Below are 24423 nucleotides of genomic sequence, written 5' to 3'. Positions count from 1 at the left end.
CAGTATGATACGCCTCTATGATTTCCGGCTTTCGGGCAGCTGTCACAAAGTACGACTGTTACTGTCCATGCTGCAGCGGGATCACCAGATCATCGACGAAGACCTGCTGAACGGTGACCAAAACCAGAGCGCTTTTTTGCAGGTCAATCCGCTGAACAAGGTACCGGTTCTGGACGATGATGGGTTCGTCCTGCGCGACAGTACTGCCATCATGGTCTATCTGGCACAGAAATATGGCGCAGCCGAATGGGCCCCGACCACACCGAAAGAACACGGCGACATACAGCAATGGCTGTCGTTTTCTGTGAATGAAATCTTCCACGGCCTTGCAATGGCCCGGGCGATTGTTCTGTTTGAACGCGACACCGATCTGGCTGAGCCGCTGGCGCTTGGGCGGAAATCCCTGAAGATCATGGAGCAACACTTGTCAGACCATCGCTGGCTGGCCTGCGACCGTCCCACCCTCGCAGATCTGGCCTGCTATCCTTACATAGCTCTGGCGTATCAGGGTGGAATATCGATGTCTCCATACCCGGCGGTGCGGGCATGGATCGCGCGTGTTGAGGCTTTGCCCGGATATGTCCCGATGCCGGGGTTGCCGGCACCGGGTTAAGGGCAAGCGGGGCTATGCTCTGATCTGAACCATGCCCTTTTCGACCCGGGATTCAAACACTTTCATCGGCCGCGTAGCAGGCGCTGAAACCGGGTGCCCATTTCGCACATCAAACGCGCCCTGATGCAGGGGGCACTCGATGACATAGCCATCGAAATACCCGTCACACAGATCCGCACCGCCATGATTGCACAGCGCCAGTGAGGCATAGATACCACCGGGTGTGTCGTAGATTGCGATGATACGTGAGCCGAGTTCGACCCGTGTGACCCAATTTTTTTCCAACCGAGCAGCCTCGATCACGTCCCTCCACGGTTTTACATCTGTCATGGATCACGCTTCCTCCTTGTGCCGGATCTGACGCAGGATTTCGCGGTGGGCAGCCAGATAGCCGCCGGGCTCAATATGGATGTGGTCTTTTAGCTTCTCATGCAAGCGCGGGAGCGCGTGAAACGGGACCGAAGCGACATAGTGATGTTCCGCGTGGTAATTCATGTTCCAGCACAGAAAGGACCACGGTGCCGAAACCAGATTGGTGCGCGTATTTTCCGACATCTGCGCGACGGTCGGGCGACCGACATGTTCGGTCATCCGGATGAAGCGCATCACCGGCTCGCCCAGAAACAGGGGGATGACCCAATACCAGATCAACCCCCACCAACCCGTGATGGCCATGCCCAGAAAGATCGCCGTATAAATAGCCAGCATTCTGCGGGCATCGCGATATACGGCCTGATGTTCGACTTTCGGAATGAACCGCAACTCGGTCTCGCTGAGATTGCCGCTGGCGTGGCGAAACAGTTCCGTGAATTTGCCGCGCCAATAGGGCAAGGCGGACAGATAAAGCAGATATTTTCCCATTGTTTCGGGCAAAGGGATCAATTCGGGGTCTTCCCCGGTCAGTTGCGTATAGGTGTGATGATCGCAATGCTCGTAGCGAAAGAACCGATGTGGCAGAATGATGATCAGGCCGCAGATCTGACCTACCAAGTCATTCAGCCACCGGGTTCGGAACACCGTATAGTGCACGCATTCATGCTGTAGTGAGAAATGGTGCACCAGAACGATGCCTTGCAGGAACATTGCGGGCCAGATTAGCCAGCTGTTCCAGGCTAGGGTGACAAGGGTAGTTGTGCCAGCTAGTACCAGTACCCAAAGCGCCAGATGGCGCAGGCCGGGGCCGTCGGACCGTTGCATGAGTCCTTTCAGTTCTTCACGCGTGAGCTTGCCTTCGGCCAGTGCCTGAGACAGGGGCGTTACGATTGCTTGTGACATGTGAATTCCACATTTTTGCCGGTGCGGGGGCCGTGCCCTCATCGCATGTACCGGCACCGGAGACGGGAGTGCTCCGCACCATAGGACCTTGTCAGGTGGACCTATTGCAATCAGTTTAGCGCGATGGCACGCGTTCGATCAAGCGGGAAGGCTCAGCCAGTGCGGCGTAGACCGATATCCAGATCGGGGTCGGCGAACAGGGCAGCCGCGCAGGGGTGTTTGTCCAAAATGGTGGCTCCGCCAGGCAGACGGTCGGCGTGGAAAGCCCCGTTTTCCCAGTAGGTCACACCGTCAATCACGACCGTCGGATCAAACACGTTCCAGCTGATTTCGCCTGGGGCATAAGCACCGCAGGTGTGGAAGTGCAGAATACGCGGATTGCCGAAAGCGGACCCGCCCCAACGCTCGAAATTCTCGCGCATATCCCATGGGTAGCCGCAGCCCGGGTGGATGCCCGCATGCCAGGAATGCACGAAGTTGCGGTCGATGCCGAACTGACCCGCGACCCGGTCATAATGAGCTTCGGCCCGTGCAGCGTCGGCAGGATCGCCGTCAAACCCTGTCAGGCGCCCGCTTTCCAGCATCGCAAACACCGGTCTTTCGAACTCTACCGTATAGTCATCGTAGTATTTTGATCCGGTGCCCGTCAGAAATTTCAACGCCACCCTGCCCGAAAAGCTGTGTGCCGGGACTGGCGTGAAGACCGACATGGGGAAGCGCAGGATCGACGTATCGCCCGTCGTATCCGGTTTCATCTCAGGCCGCCCCTGAAAGTCCGTGCCCAGAGGGCAGGTGACCCGCACGTCGGCGGCCCTATTCAGAACGCCGTTGATCCCTGCCTTGATGTCGAGGAAGGCATCGTGATGCCCGTTGGAAAAACCAGAGCCAAAAAGCTCACGGCTCAGGGCGAAACTGACGATGATCTTCTTGCCCTGTGGCATTTCCGAGAACCGGAGCTGATCCCCGAGACGGGCCAGAAACAGGATGATATCGGCGGTTTCGAACCGCGCCAGGAGGTCAGCGGAAAGGTGTGGATTGTCCGGATTAAAACCTACGTTCACTGCATCAACCGACAGCCCCATGGATCGCGCGGCATGCGTGACGATTTGGACACTATCCGCATCGAAATAGCCATGTTCGGGAGGTTCATAAGCGATCAACAACCGGTCGCCTGCCGTTGCGTGGGCGCAATTAGTCAATAGATTTCGCGCGCCGCGCTCGGGTGTGATGTCCGACATTCGCGTCTCCTACGGGTTCCGGTCAGTATAGATTAGGCTCGGGTTATGCGCCTAATCTATTTGAAAGTGATTATGCCTGACATTAGGGTGACTAATATGATCGTAAACCTGCCCTATTCCGCCCTGCGCGCCTTCGAGGCAGTTGTCCGACATTCCGGCTTTTCCCCGGCAGCAGCTGAGCTGGGTGTCAGCCAAAGTGCGGTCAGTCAGCATGTGCGGGCGCTTGAGGAATGGCTTGGTCTCGAATTGCTGGTACGTGGTGCACGGTCATCGCGTCCGACCCGCGAAGGGGAACTGCTGGCGCTGGCCATTTCTGAAGGGTTGGGGCGTATTTCGGACGTTTGTACCCAGCTGAGGGACAAGACCCGCACCGACAGGACCATCGTGATTTCATGTCTGCCGGGTTTTGCGTTCAACTGGTTGTTTCCGCGCCTTTTAAACTTTGATCTTGCTCATCCGGACCTGTCGATTTCCATTGCCACGGATACCGGGCAATATCCGTTTTCAGGGGCGGATGCGGATATCGGCATTCGCTATGGTCTGGGTGATTATCCTGGCTATCAGGTCGATTTGCTGATGACCGAGCAGCTGTTTCCGGTCTGCGCTCCTTCTTTGATACCAAGCTTGCGTGGGGTCGGAGATCTGGCGCAGCACACAATGCTGGTGGATGAGAACCTGCATCATGGGCCCGCAAGTCCAACGTGGGATTTCTGGGCGCGGCAATGCGGGTTGACGCTACCGTGGCCCTTGCGAACACGGAGGTTTGGGCAATCCAATCTGGTCGTTCAGGCGGCCATCGAGGGGCTTGGTGTCGCTTTAGGGCGGGAACCTCTGGTCATCGACACGCTGTGCGATGGACGTTTGGTGCGACCAATTCCGGAGCTGACGCAGTCTCCGCTGTCTTATTGGCTGGTTCGACCCCATGAAACTAAGGACAGCCCGAAAGTCGGTGAGTTTCTGAACTGGATCCGTGCCGAGGTTGAGGCGCAGCCGGACATTCCGCCAGCCGCGGGCGCTGGGAATTAGCCTGACTTATACGAGTCATTACCATTCCAGCATGGTGCAAGATGGGCTTGCCGCCCATACTTGCACAAGCCATCTGACAATCTGGAGAGCATTCCAATGTATCTGAGAAACTGCTGGTATGTCGCCGCCTGGAGCAAAGATATCGGTCGCGAGCTGAAGGCCGAGACGTTTCTGGGCGAGAATATCGTGCTTTACCGGCAGGAGGATGGCAGGCCAGTCGCATTGGAGGATGCTTGCCCGCACCGCAAGCTGCCTCTGTCCAAGGGCAACCTTATCGGGGATGTCGTGGAATGCGGCTATCACGGGCTTAAATTCGACTGCACGGGCAAGTGCACCGACAGTCCGACGCAGCGCGGCATGACCCCGCGGCGGGCGGTGGTTAGATCATATCCGGTTGTGGATCGGTATCGGTTCCTTTGGATATGGATGGGCGATCCGGAACTTGCGGATCCCGACAAGATGTTCCCGATCGAGAATTTTGACGATGACAGCTGGGGCAAGACCGACGGTGGGGTAATGGATATCGACTGCCATTACCTGTGGGTCTGCGACAACCTGCTTGATCCCAGCCATGTCGCCTGGGTGCATGTATCTTCTTTTGCAGGCGCTGGAACGGATGAAGAGCCGCTAAACGTCGAGCGGACCGACCGTGGCGTCGTCGTCTCGCGCTGGATTGCAAACAAACCGCCATCGCCCTATTACGCCAAACTGGTGGCATTTGACGGCGATTGCGACCGGCTGCAGCATTATGAGATGTGCATGCCCGCGATCGGGCTGAACAAATCCATCTATACGCCGGTCGGGACCGGCGGGTATGACAAGCAACCCATTGCTGAAACGTTCATCAATATCTCCTATAATTTCATGACCCCAATCGATGAAGATCGCACCAGATACTTCTGGTTTCAGCACCGAAATTCCGATCCCGAAAATGCGGAAGTGTCCAAATTCATGAATGACGGTGCGCGCATGGCGTTTCTTGAGGACAAGGACGTTCTGGAAGAAGTCCACAAGGGTATGAAGTACGCCAAGACGCCCAACATCGATCTCGGGTTGGACGCGGGTGCCAAACTGTTTCGCAAAACGCTTGATCGCGCGATCGAAGCCGAAACCACCCCTGTGAGTACAACAGTTCCGGCTTGAGGCGTCGTCTGCGAAAGTTACTTATGTAGTTTCACTTGATCGGGCTATTTGAAGTTGACCCCGCCCTGCCGACCGAATTCTTGGCTAGAAGGGCGGAGTTTGCCACTTGCTTGTTATGTCGCACTGTAGATCACTGGAAACCGGCCCCCAGCGAAGGGCGCACCGGGGCGTAAGCTGTCGTCGTGCAGCCATTCGGTGACAGTATCGCGGGGCTCATAGGTTGCGCCGTCCACAGCGAACCGGATCGCATAGCCGCGTCTGCGCCGGGTTGAGGTGCGGTTGCCCATCGCTGAATGTACGATCATACCGTCAAATGCCAGCACATCACCTGGTTTCATTTTCGGGTAATGAAAGATGTCGTAGTCAGCGCGATTCATTTCGAAATCGGGCATGTCGATATAGTCTGGGTTGTCCACTTCCAGATAATGCAAAAAGCCCCCAAGTTGGTCCGTTTTGAAGGGCCGGTATTTGGCGCCCCAAGCATGCGAGCCTCTTACGAACTCCAACGCACCGTTGTCGGGGTCCACGGGGTCCAGCGCAATCCACATGGTCATGATCGGGCCTGAGACCGGCCAATAGGGTTGATCCGTATGCCAGCCCGTTTGTGTTTTTGTGCCCGGTTCTTTGGCAAATATCTGGTCGTAGATCAGCGAGGTCCAAGGGCTGTTTGCTACCTCTGCCACACGCTGCCCAATATCAGAATTCAGGCAATAGTCTTGAAACACGCCGGGATTTTCACGCATGTTTTTGTAAGCAAAGTAACGGTCACCTTTGGCAACTTCGTCATCGACGGCCTGGCGCAGCTTACTCAGCCAATCCTGCGACAGCACTTGTTTCAGCAGCACGACTCCGTCGCGCGCATAGATATTCTGAACGGTTTTCAGGTCAGGTGTTTGTGTCATGTAACGTCCATTTCTGTCACCTCATTTACTGAGGCGGTTGCAGAAGGTAGGCGCGTTGCGCCCGTTTTTTTGGCGTTACGAGGTGGGTGAACTGCGGCAGTTTATGATGAAGCAGGGCCAAAGCGACCGGGCCGACCATTTGCCGGCAAGACGTCGATGGAACTGTTCCACACGGAAGCTCATTGCGTCACCTTTCTCCGTTATCTTAGCCGCAATTTCCGCATTGGAATAGAACCCGTGGCGAGTTGTTTTGCATATCGATAAATTTATTGACTAAATGTGCATAGTGATAAATATTATTACCATCATGCAAAATTATTCTGTTTTCTCGCTCGCCCGCAATGCGCTAACCGGGCACCGGAATTGGCCGCAGGTCTGGCGCAGCCCGCCGTTGAAAGACCGCTATGATGTCGTGGTGATCGGGGCAGGAGGTCACGGGCTGGCAACTGCCTATTATCTGGCCAAGGAATTCGGCATCACCAATGTTGCCGTGTTGGAACGCGGCTGGTTGGGCGGCGGCAACATCGCGCGAAATACGGTGACCATTCGATCGAATTACATGAGGGATGAGTCAATCCCATTCTATGTCAAATCCGTCGCCATGTACGAAGGGCTCACGGACGAGTTGAATTTCAACATGATGCATTCCAAACGAACCATGGTGGATGTGGTTCAGACCTGGCCCAAGCTGCGCGAGCTGCGGCGGCGGCAGTTGGTGATGGACATCTACGGCTCGACCTACGAACAGATCACAACCGAGGAATTGCGCCGCCGCATTCCTGCGTTGACTGGCGGCGGCCAAGATGCACGGCTGCCTGTGATTTGCGGCATGGTTCATACGGATGCAGGTGTGAACCGGCATGATGCGGTGGCCTGGGGCTATGCCCGCGCGGCTGACGCGCGCGGGGTTGAGATTCATCAGCAAACAGCGGTGCAATCCCTGCTACGCGGGGCGGATGGGGCCATCGAAGGGGTCGAGACCAACCGGGGCACAGTTCGCGCAAAGAAAGTGGTCGTGGCAGTCTCAGGCCATACAACGACGCTGACCGAAACTGCGGACCTCAGACTTCCGCTGCGGACGATGAACCTGACGGCCTTTGTGTCCGAGCCGGTCAAGCCGCTGGTTGATGTGATCGTGAACTGTCCGGACAGCGGGTTCTATTTCAGCCAGTCCGACAAAGGTGAGATGGTCATCGGCGGCGCGCCCGATATGGGGCAGAGCTTCCGTCGAGACATAAAGCAACATGTATTCGAGGATACCGTGACTGCGATGCTGTCGCTTTTCCCCAGTTTCAAGAAGCTCAAACTGATGCGGCAGTGGGGCGGGCATCTGGATATTGCTCATGATGCCTCACCCATCATGGATCAGACGGATGTGCCGGGCCTGTTTGTCACCGCCGGATGGTGGGGCGGGTATAAGGCTATCCCTGCGGGCGGGCTGACACTGGCGCATCTGGTGGCCAAAGGTGAACCGCACCCGCTGATGGCACCCTTCACACTGGGCAGGTTTCGGCATCTGGACTTCGTAATGGAAGCCGGAACCACCACAGCGCGATAGGAAAGGACAGGATCATGATGCTTATAACCTGCCCGTTCTGTGGCAAGCGCAATGAAAGCGAATTTATCCATGGTGGCCCGGTAGGGGCGGTCCGCCCCGATCCCAATGCCGTCAGCGATGAGGAATGGGTCGAGTATCTGACGGTGACGCCGAATCCACTGGGTCCGGTTCAGGAGAAATGGTGGCACGCACGGGGATGCGGTGAATGGTTCACGATCTGGCGTGATACACGGACCCATGACATTGTGGAGGCACCCGATGGCACAACGTAACCGCCGCGCCTCAGGCGGGCGCATTGACCGAAACCGCCCATTGCATTTCACCTTCAATGGCAAGCCATACGAAGGGTTCAAGGGCGATACGTTGGCCTCGGCCCTGCTGGCCAACGGTATTCGTGTCACCGCCCGCAGTTTTAAATATCACCGCCCGCGCGGTATTATGGGCCACGGGGTCGAAGAACCTGCGACGCTGGTGGAACTGGACGGCGAGGATGCCTCGGGCAACCGTCCCGCGACCACGGTGCCGCTTCGGGACGGGCTCAGCGCACGCTCGGTCAATTGCTGGCCATCGCCCGAGTTCGATCTGGGCGGGATCAATCAGTTACTCTCGCGGTTTATCCCCGCAGGGTTTTACTACAAGACGTTCAAATGGCCGAACTGGCATCTGTTCGAACCTTCAATCCGTCGGGCTGCAGGGTTGGCGGCAGCACCTGAAAGCCCCCCGGCTTCAGGCCATTTTGAAGCCCGAAACGCCCATGCCGATGTGCTGATCGCGGGGGCGGGCCCAGCCGGGCTGCAAGCGGCGCTTGAGGCTGGTCGCGCCGGAAAACGCGTGTTTCTGGCCGATGAGGGCACCGAGGCGGGCGGTAGTTTGTTGAACCGCAACCTGTCTATCGGTGGACGTTCGGCCTTGGACTGGGTCGCGGATGCGGTGGCTGAGCTGCGTGGGATGGAGAAAGTCACCCATCTGCAGAATGCAACCGTCTGGGCCTACCGCGAGCATAATCTGATGATCGTGAACGAACGCGAACCCGAACTGGACGGAGTTTTGGAACGCAGCTGGCGCGTGCGAGCGAGGGAAGTTGTAATCGCAAGCGGGGCCACCGAACGTGCCATGGTCTTTGGTGACAATGATCGACCCGGTGTCATGTTGGCCTCTTCGGTACAGGCCTATGTCAACCGCTGGGGCGTTAAGCCCGGGCAGCGTGTGGTGCTGTTTACAAACAACAACAGTGTTTATGCCGTGGCGGCCGATCTGGCAGCAGCCGGTATGCAAGTTGAGGCCATCCTCGACTGTCGCAAAACCGTTCCACCTGAAGCTTTGGAGCTGGTGCCGGATATTCCGGTTCATGCCGCAACCGTTGCTGGTGACGTGCGCGGGCGCAAAAGTGTGCGCGCAGTCAAAGCCGTTCCCGTGACCGGAGGGGCGGGTCGCTGGATCGACTGTGATGTGCTGGGTTGTTCCGGCGGTTGGAACCCGACCGTTCATCTTTGGTCGCAATCCCGCAGCACGTTGCGATTTGATGAGGATCTGGCAGCCTTCGTTCCTGACGAGGCGGTTCAGACTTGTCGCGCTGTGGGCGCAGCGGCTGGTGATCTGACGCTGGATAGGATTGTTGGTGGTGGCGAAGACCTGGCCTACGCGATCGAACCTCTCTGGCGCGTCAACGTGCCGGGACAGCGCGGGAAGGCGTTTTTGGACGTGCAGAACGATGTCTCGGTCAGCGATGTGCATCTGGCCCTGCGCGAAGGCTATGACAATGTGGAACATGTCAAGCGCTACACGACCGGCGGCATGGGGATCGATCAGGGTAAAACCGGCAATATCAACATCATCGGCACTGTTGCGATGCAAAAGAGCGTGCCGCTGCAAGAGGTTGGAACAACCACATTTAGATCCCCCTACACGCCTGTTTCGTTCGGTGCGATTGGCGGGTTACGGGAAGGCTGGCGGCTATTTCCCTATCGCCATACCCCTGTAACCCAATGGAATAAGGACAACGGCGCTGTGATGTATGAAGCCGGCGCGCGCTGGCGGCGTCCGGGCTATTTTCCGAAGCCGGGTGAAGGCCTGCAAGAGGCGGTAAACCGCGAATGCCGCGCTGTTCGTGAAGGCGTCGGCGTCTATGACGGCTCACCTCTTGGCACGTTTGAACTGAAGGGAAGGGACGTTCCGAAATTCCTAGATTTCATCTACTCCAACATTATGTCCACGCTGAAACCGGGTGACGGGCGCTATGGGTTGATGTTGTCTGAAGATGGTTTGATCCTGGACGATGGCGTTGCCTTCCGACTGGATGAGCACCGCTGGATGATTTCAACCTCGACCGGTCACGCGGATGCGGTGAACCAGCATATGGAAAAGCTGCTGCAAACCGAATTCCCCGACTGGCAGGTGCTGATCACTACTGTCACCAGTCAGTGGAATAATGCCACTATCTGTGGTCCCAAGGCGCGTGAAGTTTTGCAGGCGTTGGGCTCGGATATCGACCTGTCGCCCGAGGCGTTCCCTTTCATGTCCTTCCGCGAAGGCACCGTCGCTGGTTTCCCGGCGCGGGTGGTGCGGGTGAGTTTCACCGGTGAACTGTCCTATGAGGTCAACGTAGCCCCGCGCCACATGGCGGTCCTTTGGGACAAGGTGATGGAGGTCGGTGCGCCCTTTGGTATCCTGCCTGTGGGTTCGGAATCCAGCCATGTGCTGCGGGTCGAAAAAGGGTTCCTGTCGTTGGGGCATGAGGTCGACGGTACGGTGGATGCCTATGATCTGGGAATGGGATGGGCGATGTCCAAGAAAAAGCCTGACTATCTGGGCAAACGCTCGGTCCAGCTGCGCAGGTCAGGCGGCGGTACCCGGCGCGAGCTGGTCGGAATTCTGGCGGATGATCCCAACAAGCAAATCCCCGAAGGTGCACCACTGACGCCCGGAGGTCGGAAAGAAGCCACCGGCGGGTTGGTCACTGCCTGTGTATGGAGCGTGGTAAACAACCGCTGGGTTGGGCTGGCGTTGCTGGAAGATGGCCACGCGCGGCAGGGCGAAACCGCCCACGTCCGGCTGAAGGATGACGTGATCCCGGTCACGGTCACGAAACCGGTCTTTCACGACCCCGACGGCAAATTGCTGAGGTCTTGAGATGAGTTATGACGTCACAATTGAACGGTGCGGCCTGAAGGCTCTGTTCGACCTCAAAGGCGCGCCTGACGCCGTATCGCAATGGGCCGGGGACGCTTTGCCGAGTTTGCCGCTCCGCCCCAACAGCCGAACAGAAAAGGACCGCATCGAACTGTTCTACATTGGTCGTAACCACTGGATCACCCGCGCCCCACTGGCACAGGAAGACGCGATGGAAGCCCGGCTGAAGCCCACGGACTGCCCGGCAGATATCAGTATTGTTCGGGTCTCGGACACGATGACCTTCTTTCGCATAACTGGCCCAGATGCAGGTCAGGTGATGTCAATTGCTTGCCCGATGGACCTGCATGACAGCGTGTTTGGGACGGACGCGGTTTCCTATACCGAAGTATTTGGCCTCAAGGCTTTGGTGATGCGGTGTCAGGATGGTATTGAGTTCGCGGTCGAACAAAGCTTTGCGGATATGGTCGAAGACTATCTGATCCGCGCCACGGCTTGAGGGGAAGGTCGGCATGGCTCGAACGCACATCCACAAGTACCAGACGCGCTATCATGCGAAAGCAACTTATTCCAAAGCGATCCGCGCCCGGGGTGACTTTGTTTTCATGCAGGGACAGGTCGGCACGCTGATGGATGGCACACTGGTTGGCGAAGGCGACCCGGGCGCGCAGGCAGATCAGGCCTGCCGCAACATCCAGCGCTGGATGGAAGAGGCCGGGGGAAGCTTGACCGATGTCTGCAAGTTGACTGTCTACGTTACCGATATTTCGTACCGTCCGGCCGTTTACGAGGCGATCAATCGCTGGTTCGAAGGTGTTCATCACTGTTCGACAGGCGTGGTTGTGCAGGGGTTGGCCGATCCGTCGCTTTTGGTCGAGATCGACGCGATGGCTGTAATCGACGATGATGCTGATACCCCGGGCTGAGGAACTCGGGTCTATCTGACATCGTATTGCGTAGAAACGCCGGTCATGACAGTGTCCGGTCGAGCCGGCCCAGTTTTGTCTGCGAATTGTAATGCTTTCGACACTCACCTCGATACTGCCGATCTTTTTGATCATTGCGCTAGGCTTGGCCCTGCGCAAGGGCGGCATTCCCAGTACGGATTTCTGGAACCTGAATGACAAGCTTGTCTATTGGGTTCTGATGCCATGCCTTCTGTTCAGCAAAATTTCCCTGTCGCCGTTGGACAAGTCGGCGCTGGGTCTTTATTCGGTTGCTATTCTGGGCGGGTTCGTTGTGGCGCTTCTGTTTGCGCTTCTTAGTGCCCGTTTGATGGGTTTTGCGCCGCCGCAGGCCACCTCGATCCTGCAAGGCAGCGCGCGACATAACTCATTCATCGGGCTTGCGCTGGCTGCCAACTTGTATGGGCCGGCGGGGTTGGATATTGCGATCCTCGCGACCGCAATTCTCGTGCCCACTACTAATATCGTCATGGTGGTTCTGATGGTTGGTGCGCTCAAAGGCGACCGGACCAACAGCCTGGCCGTTGCAGTCCTGCGGGAACTCGCGCGCAATCCGTACGTGATTTCGATCTTTCTGGCGGTCTGTGCCAACCAGTTGATCGGTGACAGGATAGCGGTCGTGCATGATGTGACGGATGTTCTGGGTGCAGGCGCTTTGCCGATCACATTGCTCGCTGTCGGTGCCAATCTGAGAGTCCGGGCCATGGCCGCCAGTGCGCTGCCCTTGATTCTGGCCTTCACGGGCAAGATGATTGTCTTCCCTCTGGCAGTATTGGTGATCGGATTGCTGGTAGGACTGCCGCGGGAGGTTCTGCAGATCGCCGTCGTCTATTCGGTGGTGCCGACCGGTGCGTCTTCGTACACGCTGGCCAAGCACTTGGGTGGAGACGCGCCGCTGATGGCGGCCATTGTCACGTTGCAGACGTTGATAGCAGCCGTCAGCATTCCCGTATCACTTGCTTTGCTGCTGCCCCTAATTCCTTAAGCGGTCATTGCGACAAGTGTTCATGGGCCCAGACCGCGATGTCCAGCAGGCGGGCGTCATCACCCTTTCGTCCGATCAATTGAATGCCAAGCGGCAGGCCATTCTGGTCGGTCCCGAATGGCAAAGCGACCGAAGGCACCTGCAACAGGTTCCACATCCGGGAAAAAAGCGGATCTCCAGTAGCGTCCAAACCGGCAGGGGCTGGTCCGGGGGCCGACGGGACCAACAGAGCGTCCACATCCCGGAACATCTGATCCAGCATCGCGCCCGCCCGGTCGCGTAGGTCCAGCGCGGCTTGGTATTCTGCGTCGGTAACGGCCAGCCCCGCTGTGACAAGGTCGTGAAATTGCGGGCTGATGGCGGGCATGCCTACAGCGTATTCTGCAGCGCGCTGCCGCGCGACCTCGTAGCCCATGACGGTAATCTGAGCCTGCGTAAGTTCGGCAAAAACGGGTGGAAAAGCAATTTCGCCGGTCTCGGCTCTCGTTACGGCAAGGGCGGCTAACGCACGCGTGCACGTGTCCCGCATCTCGACCGAACCGTCCCGCCAGTGCGGGCCGCGCATTAGGCTGATCCGAGGCAAAGCCTCGTCGAACTCAACTGGCGGTGCCGGGTCAGTTCGGCACATTACCGCATCGGTCAGCACAAAGTCGCGGGGATCACGAGCCAGAAGGCCGAGTGTATCCAGGCTTTGGGACAAGCCCATGACACCCGTCAGAACATACCGTCCGGTGGTTGGCTTGAACCCGCAGACCCCGCAATACGCTGCTGGTCGGATCAGCGAGGCTGCGGTTTGCGAACCAAATGCGAGCGGAGCCATGAAATCGGCCACAGCTGCGGCAGAGCCGGATGACGAGCCACCCGGCGTATGCACGGGATTCGCCGGATTGGCAGTTTTACCGGGTTTGAAGTAGGCGAATTCGGTGGAGATGGTTTTTCCGATTGGGATCGCGCCCGCGTCCAAAAAAGCCTGAACGCAGACTGCACTGCGGTCGGGGCGGCGCCCGGCATACAGGTCGCTACCCCATCCTGTCGGCATGTCTTCGGTGTCGATGATATCCTTGATCACAAACGGCACGCCATGGAGCCTCCTACCAACGGGGAGAGTATCGGCGGCCTTTGCACGCTCCATGGCGCGGTCCGCATCGAGGGTTTGAAAAGCCCCGATGACGGGTTCACGGTTTGTGATCCGGTCCAAATGGGCCGCCATAACCTCGGAAGGCTTCACCTCACCTGCCCGGATCAATGTGGCAAGTTCATGGGCAGAATGATGGTTCAGCCCGGTCATGCCTCCAGCGCTTTCAACGCGTCGGCAAAGGGGGCGACTGGCATGTCGTAGATGCCACCGCCCAAGCGACCGGCCTCGCCCAATCGGTCAAGAATGCCCAGCCCGATCACAGGCCCCAAACCCTGTTCCACGGCACCCCGCGCCGTGCTGCCCAGCCGAACATCCAAGGCGCGGAAATACGGATGCGTTCCGACTGACAGACCTGACATTCGCGCTTGAGCGTCGTCGGGCAGATAGGCACCCAGACCCTTCTTTTGTTCAGGGCTCAGATCTATGGCCATTGCCCCCAGCCCGAATGCCTCGACCACGGCACTGTCGCCGATCGCGCCAAGGGCGCGGACCTGCGGCAAATCCACGTCAAACGCCCCCTTGGGAGGGCTGGCCGGAATTGTGAACCAACGGCCCGGTAGGCCCGAGATCTGGATGCCAACTTCGCGCCCATTGCCGCCTGCAGCGGTGACGAAGCTTGATCCTTCAATGCCCTCCGCCAGTTTCATCATGCATTTGGTCGCCGCCATCCAGGGGTTGAGAAACAGTGAGGGCGAGCTGTCCATAAAGGCCAACACGTCGTCATCCGTGATCCCGCCGGTGGTGCGATCCTTGAGTTCAGCAATCAACGCCTGTGCGGCCACGGGTGTACGGCCATGGCAATCATCCCCGCCCATCAGGCCGATCACGGCCAGCGGGACCAGCGCGATCCCTTCGGCAATCCCTTTCTCCAGAACATCAAGAAACCGGGTGTTGAGCCAGCGAATGTGGTTGAGCACCGCCTCGGACCTCAGCCCTAAACGCATCGCTGGGCGGCTGCCTGCATTGATCGGCGCGTAAACACGTTGTTGGCCACGCCACGCGTCATAGACTGTGTGCAGGGGCATATCCGCCGAGACCACGGCGGCCAGAGGTGTCACGACATCGTGGTCTTGCGCGGGTTTCAGCACGATCTCGCCTGCGTTAATCATCGCCTCGGCCTGATCGAAATTCTGTGCTAGCCCTTGCCAGACTGCAGCGACACAGGCCGAGTTCAGGATCGGCGCGGTGATCTGATCCGGGCTGGCGAAGGCGGGACCGGCATGTAGCAGTACATTTTCGTCCAACCTCAGCGCCTCGGATGCTGTATTGAACCGGTTCCAGACCGGTTGTGTCACCATGGCCTTGTCGAACGCCAGCTGATCAGCCGGATGCAGCATCAAGTATCCTCCGGCGGTATGATCCATGTTTCCGAGAAGTAGAGGAAGGCAGTCGTTGTTTCATACCCAGCCTGCACCCGTGTGCCCAACTTGCCCGGCAATGCGTGACCATTAACGATGATTTGAGCCGAATGTGCTGGCACCAGTAGCGAGAACATGTTCTGCTCGCCCGAAGCGACCTCATGCGGAGACAGCTCCAGCGCGCGAGGCGGCTCGAGCCCTTCCCAGACCAGTTCAACTGTCAGGTTTTCTCCGGCGATGGTTTCGGTATAGCGGTGGCTCATCGGATCGCCCGAGGATCGGACGACCTGCGCGCCTATCTCGGGGAGAGAAGCAAAAGCGGGAGCATTTGCGAAAGCGGCCAGTTTGCTGATGAAATTGGTCTTCAGAAAGGCAGTCAGGTCGAGATTATCGCTCAGGATTACGTTCGGTGCCTCCGGGGGGCCGTCCACTTGATCTGGCGTTCCATACAGCAGCAGCACCTGACCCTGACCGACCGGAGACCATGCCACGCGAAAGAACAGCGCCATAGCGGTGAAATTGTTGTTGTCGTCTTTCAGCAGGATGCCGGGGTTCTCGCCTGTCCAGTCGACTGTCCCGGGGGTGATCGGTTCGTTCAACGGCATTACAGATCCTCCTGCGGGGTCACCCAGGTTTCGGAAAAGGCCAGAAAGGCGGTAGACATGGTGCGGCCAAAGAACTGGCGGCTTGCGACCTGACCGGGGAGCGGGGTGCCGTTGATGACGACCTGCGCCGCCTTGGCCTCGAGGAACACTGAATACATCTCATGCTCTTTGGTTGCCGAGTTTTCCTTAGTGACCTCAACCGGCAAGGGTGGACCCATTTCCTGCCAGATCATCTCGACCGTGACGCCCGAGCCGCGCAGGGTCTCGGAATAGCGCGATCTCAAATCGCCAGGGCGTTTTTCGACGCTGTCACAGTCCAGCCAGCTCATCGCGTCGAGGCCTGCCTTTCCGATAAAGGTGGGCATCTTGGTGACCCAGCCATCCACGATCCAGCGCATCATGCGTTGGTTGTCCGTCATGATCAGATTGGGTGCGTGCGGCCAACCCTGCGCTTGATCCGGCGCGCCCAGGATCAATGCGGCATGGCCCCGACCATAGGGCGACAGTACCACCCGGAAGAACAGCGCCAGAGTGCCATAGTGGTCCTGCGTCGAGTTCTGTTTCAGATAAATGCCGGGGTTTTCGCCGGACCAGTCGACCCGACCCGGATTATGTGGAACACGATTGGTCATGACCAGCTTGCCTCGTACTTTTTCAGCGCATCGACGATGAACGTCTTGCGGGTCTCGCCCTGCAATTGGTCGCCAGATTTGTAGATCTCAGCTACCCGATGCGAGATTTCCTTGAGCACTGCACTATCGTCGCGGCCGTCCTGAAGCGGGATGCGTAGCATTGTGTCCCCGGCATAGGTCGGTATCACCTGACCGGCAAAGCTGTCGGTCGGTTGCGGAGGGGACTGACCGTCTTTCAACGCTCGAATGGCGTTGCGCAACAGGCGGCGTGCCTTGGCCACGCCCCGATCCGTAAAGCTGAGGTTTTCACGGGCATGGACGTTCCGCGGCCCCTGACTGACCCAGGCGTCATAGTCGCCGGGGTCCCGCTGGCGCATCTCATAGGGTCGATCAGGATCCTGGCCATAGAAGTCCGTCATCCCAAAGCCCACTTTGCTTTTGTCCGTTAGGCCCTTTGGATCGTCATTCGCCGCCGCATCCCGGAAGTGGCGCCATGCGATGACCATCGTGTTGGTGTCGTCAATTGGGGTTATCCAACGCGACAGCCCGCAGCGCCCAAAATAGCGTGACCCGTCTGGCACCGGGAAGTGGCCGCCATTTTGCGTGAACGACGGCAGCATATGGTCATGTATGCGCACCCAGACGATATCTTCGACACGTCGGACATTGGTGTAAAAATCGCCCGTTTGACTATCGTGAAACTCGATCATCGGCATTTCAGCAAAGGCGTCGATGAACTGGCTGCGTACAGCCAGTGTATGCAGGTAGACAACATGGAACGGGTCCCATGCGTTTTCCATCACCTGAAGCCAGTTGCACGGGGATTTGATGAGGTAAGGCACCAACTCGTCGCCATCTTCGTCAAATGTGTCCATTACTGGGAACGGGGGTTGCTCGTCAGGGGGGCCCATAAATGCAAAGGCCAAACCCTTGTACTCGATCACCGGATAAGCCCCCAGGCAGGCCTTTTTTTTGACCTGTGAGGCGGGCGGCTCACACGGGGTTTCCAGAATGGTGCCGTCCAAACCGTACTTCCAACCGTGGTATGAGCATCTAATTCCGCCTTCCTCAACGATGCCAAACTCCAGGCTCATGTTGCGGTGGCAGCAATGCAGATGGGTCAGGCCCAGCTTGCCTTCTTTCTTTTCGCGGAACAGAACCAGATCTTCGCCCAGAATACGCAGGCGATAGGGCAGGTCGCCAATCTGATCGGTCATAGCCACCGGCATCCAGAACCGGCGCAGGTATTCGCCGCACGGAGTGCCGGGGCCAACCTCGGTCAGTTCCGGGTCAGGTTGCTGTTGCCAGACTTTTTGTTGGTCGTGACCGCGGAAATTGCCCTTGGGGGCTGAGAAATGATCGTTCATGCCGTCCTCCGTGCGTATCGGTGGTCAGGGAAACGGATCGGACACCGGCGTGGTGCCGGTCCAGATCGATTTGACCTGACAGAAATCCCTTATGGCGTCCGGGCCCAATTCACGCCCGTAGCCCGACAGTTTGACCCCACCAATGGGGCAGGCAGGGTCAACGCTGCGATAATGGTTGATGTAAACAGTGCCCGCCTCGATTGCCTCGGCTACCCGCGCGCCCTTGTCGGCATCGGTGGTCCAGACACCGGCGGCCAGCCCGTAGTCGCTGTCATTGGCCAGCGCGATGGCTTCGTCTTCGGTGGTGAAAGAGGTGATGGCCAGAACCGGTCCGAACACTTCTTCACGCCAGAGCTGCATGCCGGGGGTTACATCGTCGAATACCGTTGGTCCGATATAGAACCCATTTCTGCCTGCCGTTGTGGCGGTGCCGTCCAGTAAGCAAACCGCGCCGTCGGCTTTGGTGCGGTCGATCATTGCCGTAACCTTTCGCAGATGCGGTTCATTGGCCAGCGGTGCGATCTGAGTATCCGGGTCCATCGGATCCCCCATCTGCAATGTGCGGGCGCGGTCGATCAGGCGGGATAACAGCCTGTCCTTCAGCACGGCCTCAACGATCAGCCGCGATCCGGCGACGCAAGTCTGGCCATTTGACAGGAAGATGCCGGACAGAATTCCGTTGACCGCATTGTCCATGTCACAATCGGCAAACACCACCTGCGGAGATTTCCCGCCCAGTTCCAGCACCGCCGGGATTACACCGGCTGAGGCAGCCTCAGCCACTTTTCGTCCTCCAAAGTCCGAACCGGTAAAGGTGACCTTGCGTGTTAGAGGGTGGCGGACCAGTGCTTCGCCGACCTCATGACCCAGTCCGGTGACGACGTTCAGCACCCCGGGCGGTAGTCCCGCCTCATGTGCCAGGCGTGCAAATTCCAAGGTTGATGCCGAAGCCATTTCTGAGGGCTTCACTACAACCGTATTGCCAGCTGCCAGTGCCGGGGCCAGCTTCCATGCAAGGATCATCAGCGGAGAATTCCAGGGCGTGATGGCGACCACGACGCCATAGGGCTTAAAGTGGCCCACGCTATGCACACCGGGGATGGAATTGGCCTGAGGTTCGGGCCGCAGCTTGCGTGCCTCTGTAGCAAAAAATCGAAACCAGCTGTGCAACCCGGCAAACTGCCCGCGCACCTCAGTAATACGTTTGCCGTTGTCGTGAATTTCGGGTGTGACAAGGTCTTCCCACCGAGTTTCCAGCATGTCAGCTAAACGGTCCAGCATATCCGCCCGTTCTGTCGGCCCGGCTTTGGCCCATGGCCCGCTGCGGAAGGCCTGGTCGGCGTCCCGGATGGCTATGTCGGCGGTCTGTGTGTCGCCACGGGCGATCATGCTCCACACCTGACCGGTGGCGGGGTCGATACTGGGCAGGGTTTCACCGTCCCAATCGACAAAGGCACCGGAAATGAACGGGGAATAGGTTTTCATTCAACGTTCCTCGGACAGCGGTTGAGCCACCAATGCCAACAGATCGCCACGGCGCACCATGCCACGATTGCCATGAGCCAGAACGTGCCCGGCTGTGGGAAATTTAAGTTCGACTACCGAGCGTTCCGGTTCGGCGGGGAAATGCAGCGTGCCTGCCAGATCGCCTCGTTTGACTTGTTGTCCTGCGGTGCAGCGTCGGTCGAACAGCCCATCTGCGGGTGCATGGACTGAATGCAATGGATCGGCGATTTCCACACATTGCGTTGAAACAGGGTCCGGAGCACCGCCGGGCAGGATACCTAAATGCTTCAGACAGCGTTTGAGTCCGGTTTCAGCAAGGTCCGCGGCATGCGGATCGACACCACCCCCGCCGCTGAGTTCAGCTGCGATCATCGGGACCCCAACCCGCGCGGCGGCGGCATTCACACTTCGGTTATCGTTATGTGCGCCCAGCACCCAGATCAGAGGCAACCCGAAAGCGCAGGCTAGTTCCATGTTGGAAGCGGTCAGATCCGCGTCATCCCCCCGCGCTGCCAAGGCGCAGGGCTCGAATACAGATGCCTTGCCACCCGAGTGCAGGTCAATGGCGGCATCTACGCGCGGCAGTAGTACAGTTTCAACAAAATGCGCCAGCATCGCTGTCGGGCCGCCATTCGCGGTGCCAGGAAAAGCCCGGTTGAGGTTTTGCCCATCCAATGGCGACACCCGCGATGAGGCGAGAAACGCAGGGGCGTTCAAGGCCGGGATCAGGATCACCTGTCCGGTCAGGTCAGATGGGTTCAGCTGTGCCGCAAGCCGCAGGATCGCGGCAGGTCCTTCGAATTCGTCTCCATGAGTGCCGCCCAAAATTAGAACAGAAGGTCCGGGTTTGCCACGTAAGCTGATGACCGGGATCGGGTGGTATCCCAACGGTACGGCATTGTCGGACCATTTCAGCATCAGATCACCGGACTGTCGGCCTGGCGCGTCCAGATCGATGGTCAGGTGAAGCCTGCTGTGTTGGGGCGAAAACGTATCGGTCATCCGGGTTCTTTTGCTGAGTCCCAGTCTTCATAACATAATTTTTTTGAAAGTGAATTGCTTAAAACGCGGCGCTATGTGATATATGGTGAAAATTGCCATTGCCGCCATCTGGTGGTGCCGGAGGAATTGGATGGGCATAACCCTCGCAAAAACAGGAATAGGCAGGATTAAACCTCATATGATTGGAGGGGCGTTTGCTGACGTTCCACCGCCTGCGATTCTTTTGAACTCGAATGAAAGCGTGTTTGGTCCTAGCCCGTCTGCCCGCGCTGCCGCTTGTGCGGCAATCAGCAATGTCGAGCGCTATTTGGAAAACCCTGACGATATTCTGGCCCCGGCGATTGCCGCGCAGTACGGGTTGGATGCGGCCCGGATCACCACAGGACAGGGATCGGACGATCTGCTGGCCCGTCTGGCCCGGGCCTACCTAGGGCAAGGTACCGAGCTGATCCGCAGCGCCAATGGCTATCTCAAGGTGCCCAACTATGCTTTTGCCAACGATGCCGAGGTGGTGTCGGTCGCGGATGACGCATTCAAACCTTCAGTCGACCGGATGATCGATGCGTTGACCGAACGAACCCGGATCGTCTACCTCGCCAATCCGGAGAACCCGGCAGGCACCTATCTGAACAGCGCAGAGCTGCGCTGCCTGCATGCCGCGCTACCGGAAAACGTCCTGCTGATCGTGGACGCTGCCTATGAGGAATATGTCGATGCGGCAGATTATGAGCCCGCGCATAAGCTGGTAGAGGCTGCCAACAACGTGGTCATGTGCCGGACATTTTCCAAGATATTCGGGCTGGCTGGTGCGCGTGTTGGTTGGATGTACGGGTCCAACGATGTGGTGGATAGTGTGCGTCGGATCGGCCTGACTTTCCCGGTGGCGTCCTCTTCGGTCGCAGCGGCTGTCGCGGCGCTGGAAGACACGGCACATACCCGTTTCGTGCGAGAGACTAATTTGAACAACCGAGCCTGGCTTAGCGCCGCGCTAACGGAAATGGGTCTGCATGTTGTCCCAAGTCAGGCCAATTTCGTGCTGGTTCATTTTCCGGACCCTGTGAAATCTGCCGAAGCGGCCGATCTTTTCCTGCGCGGACAGGGGATTTCTGTGCGTCGGTTCGCCTCACCCGCCTACCGTGATTTTATTCGCATCACCATCGGTCACAGGCATGAACTGCAAGCGGCGCGGGATGGGCTTGCCGCATTTCTGGACGGAGGTGCCTGATGGTTGCGTCCCCTCTACCGACCGAATGTACGCCGCAGGTCAAGCATCCTTCAGGTGCGGCTATCATCGCTGCTATCAAAGCGGCGGGTGTTGGCGAAATCGTGGCATTGCCGGACATCGTTACCAGTGACGGGCTGCTCTGGCCGATCTCGCGAGATCCCGAATTTCGCCTGACCCGGATCTGCAAGGAGGATGAGGGCGTCAGCATCTGCGGGGCGATGTCCTTTAACGGCACGCGCGCGATCCTGATGATGCAGCAAACGGGGCTGATGGATTCATTGAATGCGATCCGGGCCATTGGCGTCGATTATGAACTGCCGGTGGTCATGATGGTTGGCCTGCAGGGTAAAGAGCCACATATTCATCCGGACCAATCTGCCTCTTACGGGGTGCGGATTGTTCGGCCGGTGTTGGATGCGATGGAACTGTCACATTCCCTGATCGAATGGCCGGGGGACGAGGCGCATATCCCGCAGGCGATTGAAGCGGCTTATGCAACTTCGAGACCCCATATATTCCTGATCGGCCGAGCACCGGAGGCATCATGACCATGCACCGCGACGCAGCGCTTAAGGCCCTGATCCCTCATGTCCGTGATGACGATATTGTTGTTGCTGTTTATCAGAGCTGTTTCGACTGGCTTGCCCTGAATCCGCGCGACCTAAATTACGTGGCCGTCGGGGCGATGGGGCAGGCGTCGTCACATGGTCTGGGTCTGGCGCTGGCCAATTCTGACAGGCGGGTCATCGTTCTGGATGGCGATGGCAGCCTGTTGATGAATCTTGGGACATTGGTGACGATTGCCAATGCGGGAGTAACGAACCTCTATCATTTTCTGTCGGCTAACCGGGTCTATGAGGTGAACGGGTCGCATCCCCTGCCTGGTGCGGATAGGGTTGATTTTGCGGCCATGGCCTGGGCTGCCGGGTATGCCAGTGTGCAGCGCTTTACCGAGCTGGATCAGTTTTCAGCTGCGGTGCCTCAGGTTCTGTCATCCACCGGCCCGCAATTCGTCTCGATGGAACTGACGGCAGGTGCCCCTTACCCTCGGGACTACGCCTATATCCACAGCGCGCAGGCGCGAGCCAGTTTTCGCGAGGCGCTTAATCGTCGCTGATCTGCGATTGCACGATCTTCAAAAAGGACTGTCCCACGGCGGACAAGGGCTTGTTCTTGGACCAGAACAGGACTGCTCGAAACGTCAGAGGCGCCGCAAAAGGCAGCGCGACACAATCGGGAATGGTTTTGAGATAATCCAGGCTTGCTCCGACAACAGAAACTCCTAGACCGCGCGCGACCAGACGGCACACTGCGTCGGTAGTGCGGGTCTCATACTGCATCTGACGTGAGATCCCTTTGGCCTCAAAAAACTGGTCAATCTCAAACCGGAAGCGTGAGGACGGCATATATGAGATAAAGCTCTTACCCGCCAGGTCCTGCGCCTGAACTATGGTTTTCTCTGCCAGAGGATGGCCGGTTGGAACGACGCAACAGACGTCGCTGTTCCGGATAACCAGGCTGTCAAAGGACGGGTTGGCGGGTTGGGTTGTCGTGATCCCGAAATCGTAATTCTGCGAAACCATCCATTCGACGGCGTCATCGCTGGGCGCGATTTCCATTCGGGCCATGGCTTTTGGCCAAGTAGCTGAAAACTCCTGAAGCAGATCCGGAGCAAGCTGAGAGGACACCCCCGGCGTGATCACCAGGTTAAGCCGCGCGTGACCGAACTTCCCAATGGCTGTGGCGGAATCCTTTATGTGCTCCATGCCGCTAACGGCCTGCCGAACCTCTTCCACCAGCAAGCGTGCTTCATCCGTGGGTACCAGGACCCGGCCCGAGCGCTGAAACAGCTGAAAACCGACTTCGGCCTCGAAATCCGAGATCAGGCGGCTGACCGCGGGTTGTGAGATGCCCAGCATCGCTGCCGCTTCGGTTACAGTTCCGGTGGAGACGACGGTTCGAAATGCATCAACCTGTTTGAACGTAATTTTCATGGGGGCTCAGTGCCTGATTGGGATATGCGGTTGGATTATTCATAGTTTCACATAATACAAGAATATGAAACGGTCCGGGTAGGTTATACGGCTCGAGGGTGTCAAATCGCGGTCTAAATTTACTGCGGGCGAGTTGATACAGTGATGAATTCGATCTCATCCGACACGATCTTGCAAAACCCGTGACGCAGCTTGGCATCGAAGCTTAGGGTATCGCCAGTTGCCATAACAAAATCCTCGGTGCCACACCTGTATATTGCGTCGCCCATTATCATGTAGAGAAAAACACAGCCTTCGTGCTGGTAACTGGGCAATGTCCCAGATTGGTCCTTTGAAATGGTAATACGGGCAGATTGAAACAGGCCTCCCGGTCCGCCATGTTTACCAAGTAAAAGGTAGTTATGCACGTGGCCCTGCGTAATACGCCGGGACATGAGACCTTCGCCTGCTTTGACGTGATGTACGTCGGCCGAAACTTCCGTATCCGCAAACAAGGCCATCAGAGGAACATTCATCGCGTCCGCCAATGCCTGTAGCGTGCCAAGAGACGGAGAGACGCTACCGTTTTCAATACGGCTGATCATCGAGGTCGAAACCTGCGATGTTGTCGCCAGCTCAGAGAGGATCAGATTGCGTTCCTGCCGTAGCCTTTGCAAAGTTTGCCCGACTTCACGCTCGATATCTCTTTGTTTGATCACAGTTTTCAGTGCCGATACTGCTGTAGTTGCATAGAAGATTGTTAGTCTTAGTTGTGTCAGTTTT

The 24423-nt window shown here is 57.9% G+C and carries 25 protein-coding genes; 12 read left to right on the top strand and 13 right to left on the bottom strand.

Features of this window, described 5'->3' with window-relative positions; all coding sequences use genetic code 11:
• Positions 1-4 precede the first annotated feature (4 nt).
• Positions 5-613: a glutathione S-transferase family protein gene (locus AC2FJE_RS16050; RefSeq protein ID WP_496756762.1), complete on the top strand. Its 609-nt coding sequence runs from the start codon at positions 5-7 to the stop codon at positions 611-613.
• A 12-nt stretch (positions 614-625) separates the two neighbouring features.
• Here the strand turns inward: AC2FJE_RS16050 and AC2FJE_RS16045 are convergent, their stop codons facing one another.
• From AC2FJE_RS16045 to AC2FJE_RS16035, 3 genes are all read right to left on the bottom strand, one after another.
• Positions 626-943 carry a non-heme iron oxygenase ferredoxin subunit gene (locus AC2FJE_RS16045; RefSeq protein WP_496761150.1) on the bottom strand — a complete coding sequence of 106 codons (318 nt, stop codon included), beginning with the start codon at positions 941-943 and terminating at the stop codon, positions 626-628.
• Between the two features lie 3 nt (positions 944-946).
• Positions 947-1888: a fatty acid desaturase family protein gene (locus tag AC2FJE_RS16040; protein WP_496706672.1), complete on the bottom strand. Its 942-nt coding sequence runs from the start codon at positions 1886-1888 to the stop codon at positions 947-949.
• 152 nt (positions 1889-2040) lie between these two features.
• Positions 2041-3126: a hypothetical protein gene (locus AC2FJE_RS16035; protein ID WP_496756758.1), complete on the bottom strand. Its 1086-nt coding sequence runs from the start codon at positions 3124-3126 to the stop codon at positions 2041-2043.
• A gap of 96 nt (positions 3127-3222) precedes the next feature.
• Between AC2FJE_RS16035 and AC2FJE_RS16030 the strand changes: the two genes are divergently transcribed.
• Together AC2FJE_RS16030 and AC2FJE_RS16025 are read left to right on the top strand one after the other, a co-directional pair.
• On the top strand, positions 3223-4152 hold the full coding sequence (locus AC2FJE_RS16030) for a LysR substrate-binding domain-containing protein (protein WP_496756756.1): 930 nt from the start codon (positions 3223-3225) through the stop codon (positions 4150-4152).
• 96 nt (positions 4153-4248) lie between these two features.
• Positions 4249-5295: an aromatic ring-hydroxylating dioxygenase subunit alpha gene (locus tag AC2FJE_RS16025; protein WP_496756752.1), complete on the top strand. Its 1047-nt coding sequence runs from the start codon at positions 4249-4251 to the stop codon at positions 5293-5295.
• Positions 5296-5408: 113 nt separating this feature from the next.
• Here the strand turns inward: AC2FJE_RS16025 and AC2FJE_RS16020 are convergent, their stop codons facing one another.
• On the bottom strand, positions 5409-6197 hold the full coding sequence (locus AC2FJE_RS16020; protein ID WP_496761149.1) for a phytanoyl-CoA dioxygenase family protein: 789 nt from the start codon (positions 6195-6197) through the stop codon (positions 5409-5411).
• Positions 6198-6504: 307 nt separating this feature from the next.
• On the opposite strand from AC2FJE_RS16020, the gene AC2FJE_RS16015 reads away from it, so the two are divergent.
• The 6 genes from AC2FJE_RS16015 (at position 6505) to AC2FJE_RS15990 (ending at position 12834) form a co-directional block, all read left to right on the top strand.
• Complete coding sequence (locus tag AC2FJE_RS16015; protein ID WP_282154146.1) at positions 6505-7755, top strand: FAD-dependent oxidoreductase; 1251 nt, start codon at positions 6505-6507, stop codon at positions 7753-7755.
• 14 nt (positions 7756-7769) lie between these two features.
• Complete coding sequence (locus AC2FJE_RS16010; RefSeq protein ID WP_282121036.1) at positions 7770-8027, top strand: sarcosine oxidase subunit delta; 258 nt, start codon at positions 7770-7772, stop codon at positions 8025-8027.
• Positions 8014-10884, top strand: a complete 2871-nt coding sequence (locus AC2FJE_RS16005; RefSeq protein ID WP_496761148.1) for a 2Fe-2S iron-sulfur cluster-binding protein — start codon at positions 8014-8016, stop codon at positions 10882-10884. The genes AC2FJE_RS16010 and AC2FJE_RS16005 overlap by 14 nt, the downstream gene beginning before the upstream one ends.
• A 1-nt stretch (position 10885) precedes the next feature.
• Complete coding sequence (locus tag AC2FJE_RS16000) at positions 10886-11383, top strand: sarcosine oxidase subunit gamma family protein (RefSeq protein ID WP_496756744.1); 498 nt, start codon at positions 10886-10888, stop codon at positions 11381-11383.
• Between the two features lie 13 nt (positions 11384-11396).
• Positions 11397-11810, top strand: coding sequence for a RidA family protein (locus AC2FJE_RS15995; RefSeq protein WP_496756741.1), 414 nt, complete (start codon positions 11397-11399; stop codon positions 11808-11810).
• Between the two features lie 91 nt (positions 11811-11901).
• Complete coding sequence (locus tag AC2FJE_RS15990; RefSeq protein WP_496761147.1) at positions 11902-12834, top strand: AEC family transporter; 933 nt, start codon at positions 11902-11904, stop codon at positions 12832-12834.
• Between the two features lie 4 nt (positions 12835-12838).
• Here the strand turns inward: AC2FJE_RS15990 and AC2FJE_RS15985 are convergent, their stop codons facing one another.
• From AC2FJE_RS15985 to AC2FJE_RS15955, 7 genes are read right to left on the bottom strand one after another with little or no spacing between them, the layout of a single operon-like run.
• Positions 12839-14122 carry an amidase gene (locus AC2FJE_RS15985; RefSeq protein ID WP_496756737.1) on the bottom strand — a complete coding sequence of 428 codons (1284 nt, stop codon included), beginning with the start codon at positions 14120-14122 and terminating at the stop codon, positions 12839-12841.
• Positions 14119-15309, bottom strand: coding sequence for a YlbE family protein (locus AC2FJE_RS15980; RefSeq protein WP_496756735.1), 1191 nt, complete (start codon positions 15307-15309; stop codon positions 14119-14121). Before AC2FJE_RS15980 ends, AC2FJE_RS15985 begins: the two co-directional genes overlap by 4 nt.
• Entirely contained in the window at positions 15309-15935 is a 627-nt protein-coding gene (locus AC2FJE_RS15975) for a hypothetical protein (RefSeq protein WP_496756733.1), read from the bottom strand. Before AC2FJE_RS15975 ends, AC2FJE_RS15980 begins: the two co-directional genes overlap by 1 nt.
• Entirely contained in the window at positions 15935-16567 is a 633-nt protein-coding gene (locus tag AC2FJE_RS15970) for a hypothetical protein (RefSeq protein ID WP_496706684.1), read from the bottom strand. Before AC2FJE_RS15970 ends, AC2FJE_RS15975 begins: the two co-directional genes overlap by 1 nt.
• Entirely contained in the window at positions 16564-17934 is a 1371-nt protein-coding gene (locus AC2FJE_RS15965) for a Rieske 2Fe-2S domain-containing protein (protein ID WP_496756730.1), read from the bottom strand. The genes AC2FJE_RS15970 and AC2FJE_RS15965 overlap by 4 nt, the downstream gene beginning before the upstream one ends.
• A 24-nt stretch (positions 17935-17958) precedes the next feature.
• Complete coding sequence (locus AC2FJE_RS15960; protein ID WP_496761146.1) at positions 17959-19419, bottom strand: aldehyde dehydrogenase; 1461 nt, start codon at positions 19417-19419, stop codon at positions 17959-17961.
• Positions 19420-20442: a succinylglutamate desuccinylase/aspartoacylase family protein gene (locus AC2FJE_RS15955; RefSeq protein ID WP_496756727.1), complete on the bottom strand. Its 1023-nt coding sequence runs from the start codon at positions 20440-20442 to the stop codon at positions 19420-19422.
• A gap of 130 nt (positions 20443-20572) precedes the next feature.
• On the opposite strand from AC2FJE_RS15955, the gene AC2FJE_RS15950 reads away from it, so the two are divergent.
• Genes AC2FJE_RS15950 through AC2FJE_RS15940 form a run of 3 tightly spaced genes read left to right on the top strand, consistent with a single transcriptional unit; the run spans position 20573 to position 22784 of the window.
• On the top strand, positions 20573-21667 hold the full coding sequence (locus tag AC2FJE_RS15950; protein ID WP_496761145.1) for a pyridoxal phosphate-dependent aminotransferase: 1095 nt from the start codon (positions 20573-20575) through the stop codon (positions 21665-21667).
• Positions 21667-22215 (top strand): decarboxylase, encoded by a 549-nt coding sequence (locus AC2FJE_RS15945; protein WP_496761144.1) that lies wholly within the window; start codon positions 21667-21669, stop codon positions 22213-22215. The genes AC2FJE_RS15950 and AC2FJE_RS15945 overlap by 1 nt, the downstream gene beginning before the upstream one ends.
• Complete coding sequence (locus AC2FJE_RS15940) at positions 22212-22784, top strand: thiamine pyrophosphate-dependent enzyme (protein ID WP_496761143.1); 573 nt, start codon at positions 22212-22214, stop codon at positions 22782-22784. Before AC2FJE_RS15945 ends, AC2FJE_RS15940 begins: the two co-directional genes overlap by 4 nt.
• Here AC2FJE_RS15940 and AC2FJE_RS15935 read toward each other — a convergent pair.
• Together AC2FJE_RS15935 and AC2FJE_RS15930 are read right to left on the bottom strand one after the other, a co-directional pair.
• A complete protein-coding gene (locus AC2FJE_RS15935; protein WP_282170347.1) occupies positions 22771-23661 on the bottom strand; it encodes a LysR substrate-binding domain-containing protein in 891 nt (296 codons plus the stop codon). The two genes, AC2FJE_RS15940 and AC2FJE_RS15935, sit on opposite strands and share 14 nt — an antisense overlap.
• Before the next feature lie 119 nt (positions 23662-23780).
• Positions 23781-24359, bottom strand: a complete 579-nt coding sequence (locus AC2FJE_RS15930) for a helix-turn-helix domain-containing protein (RefSeq protein WP_282154130.1) — start codon at positions 24357-24359, stop codon at positions 23781-23783.
• Positions 24360-24423 lie beyond the last annotated feature (64 nt).

Source organism: Ruegeria sp. CDSC002 (assembly GCF_059610905.1).
The sequence above is the reverse complement of the archived record's forward strand: the minus strand, read 5'-3'. Positions and strand labels throughout refer to the sequence as shown.

What these genes read in the sequence shown, in the direction of transcription:
- AC2FJE_RS16050 (WP_496756762.1), top strand. Translation starts at nt 5, where the DNA reads ATGATACGCCTCTATGATTTCCGGCTTTCGGGCAGCTGTCACAAAGTA.
- AC2FJE_RS16045 (WP_496761150.1), bottom strand. Translation starts at nt 943, where the DNA reads ATGACAGATGTAAAACCGTGGAGGGACGTGATCGAGGCTGCTCGGTTG.
- AC2FJE_RS16040 (WP_496706672.1), bottom strand. Translation starts at nt 1,888, where the DNA reads ATGTCACAAGCAATCGTAACGCCCCTGTCTCAGGCACTGGCCGAAGGC.
- AC2FJE_RS16035 (WP_496756758.1), bottom strand. Translation starts at nt 3,126, where the DNA reads ATGTCGGACATCACACCCGAGCGCGGCGCGCGAAATCTATTGACTAAT.
- AC2FJE_RS16030 (WP_496756756.1), top strand. Translation starts at nt 3,223, where the DNA reads ATGATCGTAAACCTGCCCTATTCCGCCCTGCGCGCCTTCGAGGCAGTT.
- AC2FJE_RS16025 (WP_496756752.1), top strand. Translation starts at nt 4,249, where the DNA reads ATGTATCTGAGAAACTGCTGGTATGTCGCCGCCTGGAGCAAAGATATC.
- AC2FJE_RS16020 (WP_496761149.1), bottom strand. Translation starts at nt 6,197, where the DNA reads ATGACACAAACACCTGACCTGAAAACCGTTCAGAATATCTATGCGCGC.
- AC2FJE_RS16015 (WP_282154146.1), top strand. Translation starts at nt 6,505, where the DNA reads ATGCAAAATTATTCTGTTTTCTCGCTCGCCCGCAATGCGCTAACCGGG.
- AC2FJE_RS16010 (WP_282121036.1), top strand. Translation starts at nt 7,770, where the DNA reads ATGATGCTTATAACCTGCCCGTTCTGTGGCAAGCGCAATGAAAGCGAA.
- AC2FJE_RS16005 (WP_496761148.1), top strand. Translation starts at nt 8,014, where the DNA reads ATGGCACAACGTAACCGCCGCGCCTCAGGCGGGCGCATTGACCGAAAC.
- AC2FJE_RS16000 (WP_496756744.1), top strand. Translation starts at nt 10,886, where the DNA reads ATGAGTTATGACGTCACAATTGAACGGTGCGGCCTGAAGGCTCTGTTC.
- AC2FJE_RS15995 (WP_496756741.1), top strand. Translation starts at nt 11,397, where the DNA reads ATGGCTCGAACGCACATCCACAAGTACCAGACGCGCTATCATGCGAAA.
- AC2FJE_RS15990 (WP_496761147.1), top strand. Translation starts at nt 11,902, where the DNA reads ATGCTTTCGACACTCACCTCGATACTGCCGATCTTTTTGATCATTGCG.
- AC2FJE_RS15985 (WP_496756737.1), bottom strand. Translation starts at nt 14,122, where the DNA reads ATGACCGGGCTGAACCATCATTCTGCCCATGAACTTGCCACATTGATC.
- AC2FJE_RS15980 (WP_496756735.1), bottom strand. Translation starts at nt 15,309, where the DNA reads ATGCTGCATCCGGCTGATCAGCTGGCGTTCGACAAGGCCATGGTGACA.
- AC2FJE_RS15975 (WP_496756733.1), bottom strand. Translation starts at nt 15,935, where the DNA reads ATGCCGTTGAACGAACCGATCACCCCCGGGACAGTCGACTGGACAGGC.
- AC2FJE_RS15970 (WP_496706684.1), bottom strand. Translation starts at nt 16,567, where the DNA reads ATGACCAATCGTGTTCCACATAATCCGGGTCGGGTCGACTGGTCCGGC.
- AC2FJE_RS15965 (WP_496756730.1), bottom strand. Translation starts at nt 17,934, where the DNA reads ATGAACGATCATTTCTCAGCCCCCAAGGGCAATTTCCGCGGTCACGAC.
- AC2FJE_RS15960 (WP_496761146.1), bottom strand. Translation starts at nt 19,419, where the DNA reads ATGAAAACCTATTCCCCGTTCATTTCCGGTGCCTTTGTCGATTGGGAC.
- AC2FJE_RS15955 (WP_496756727.1), bottom strand. Translation starts at nt 20,442, where the DNA reads ATGACCGATACGTTTTCGCCCCAACACAGCAGGCTTCACCTGACCATC.
- AC2FJE_RS15950 (WP_496761145.1), top strand. Translation starts at nt 20,573, where the DNA reads ATGGGCATAACCCTCGCAAAAACAGGAATAGGCAGGATTAAACCTCAT.
- AC2FJE_RS15945 (WP_496761144.1), top strand. Translation starts at nt 21,667, where the DNA reads ATGGTTGCGTCCCCTCTACCGACCGAATGTACGCCGCAGGTCAAGCAT.
- AC2FJE_RS15940 (WP_496761143.1), top strand. Translation starts at nt 22,212, where the DNA reads ATGACCATGCACCGCGACGCAGCGCTTAAGGCCCTGATCCCTCATGTC.
- AC2FJE_RS15935 (WP_282170347.1), bottom strand. Translation starts at nt 23,661, where the DNA reads ATGAAAATTACGTTCAAACAGGTTGATGCATTTCGAACCGTCGTCTCC.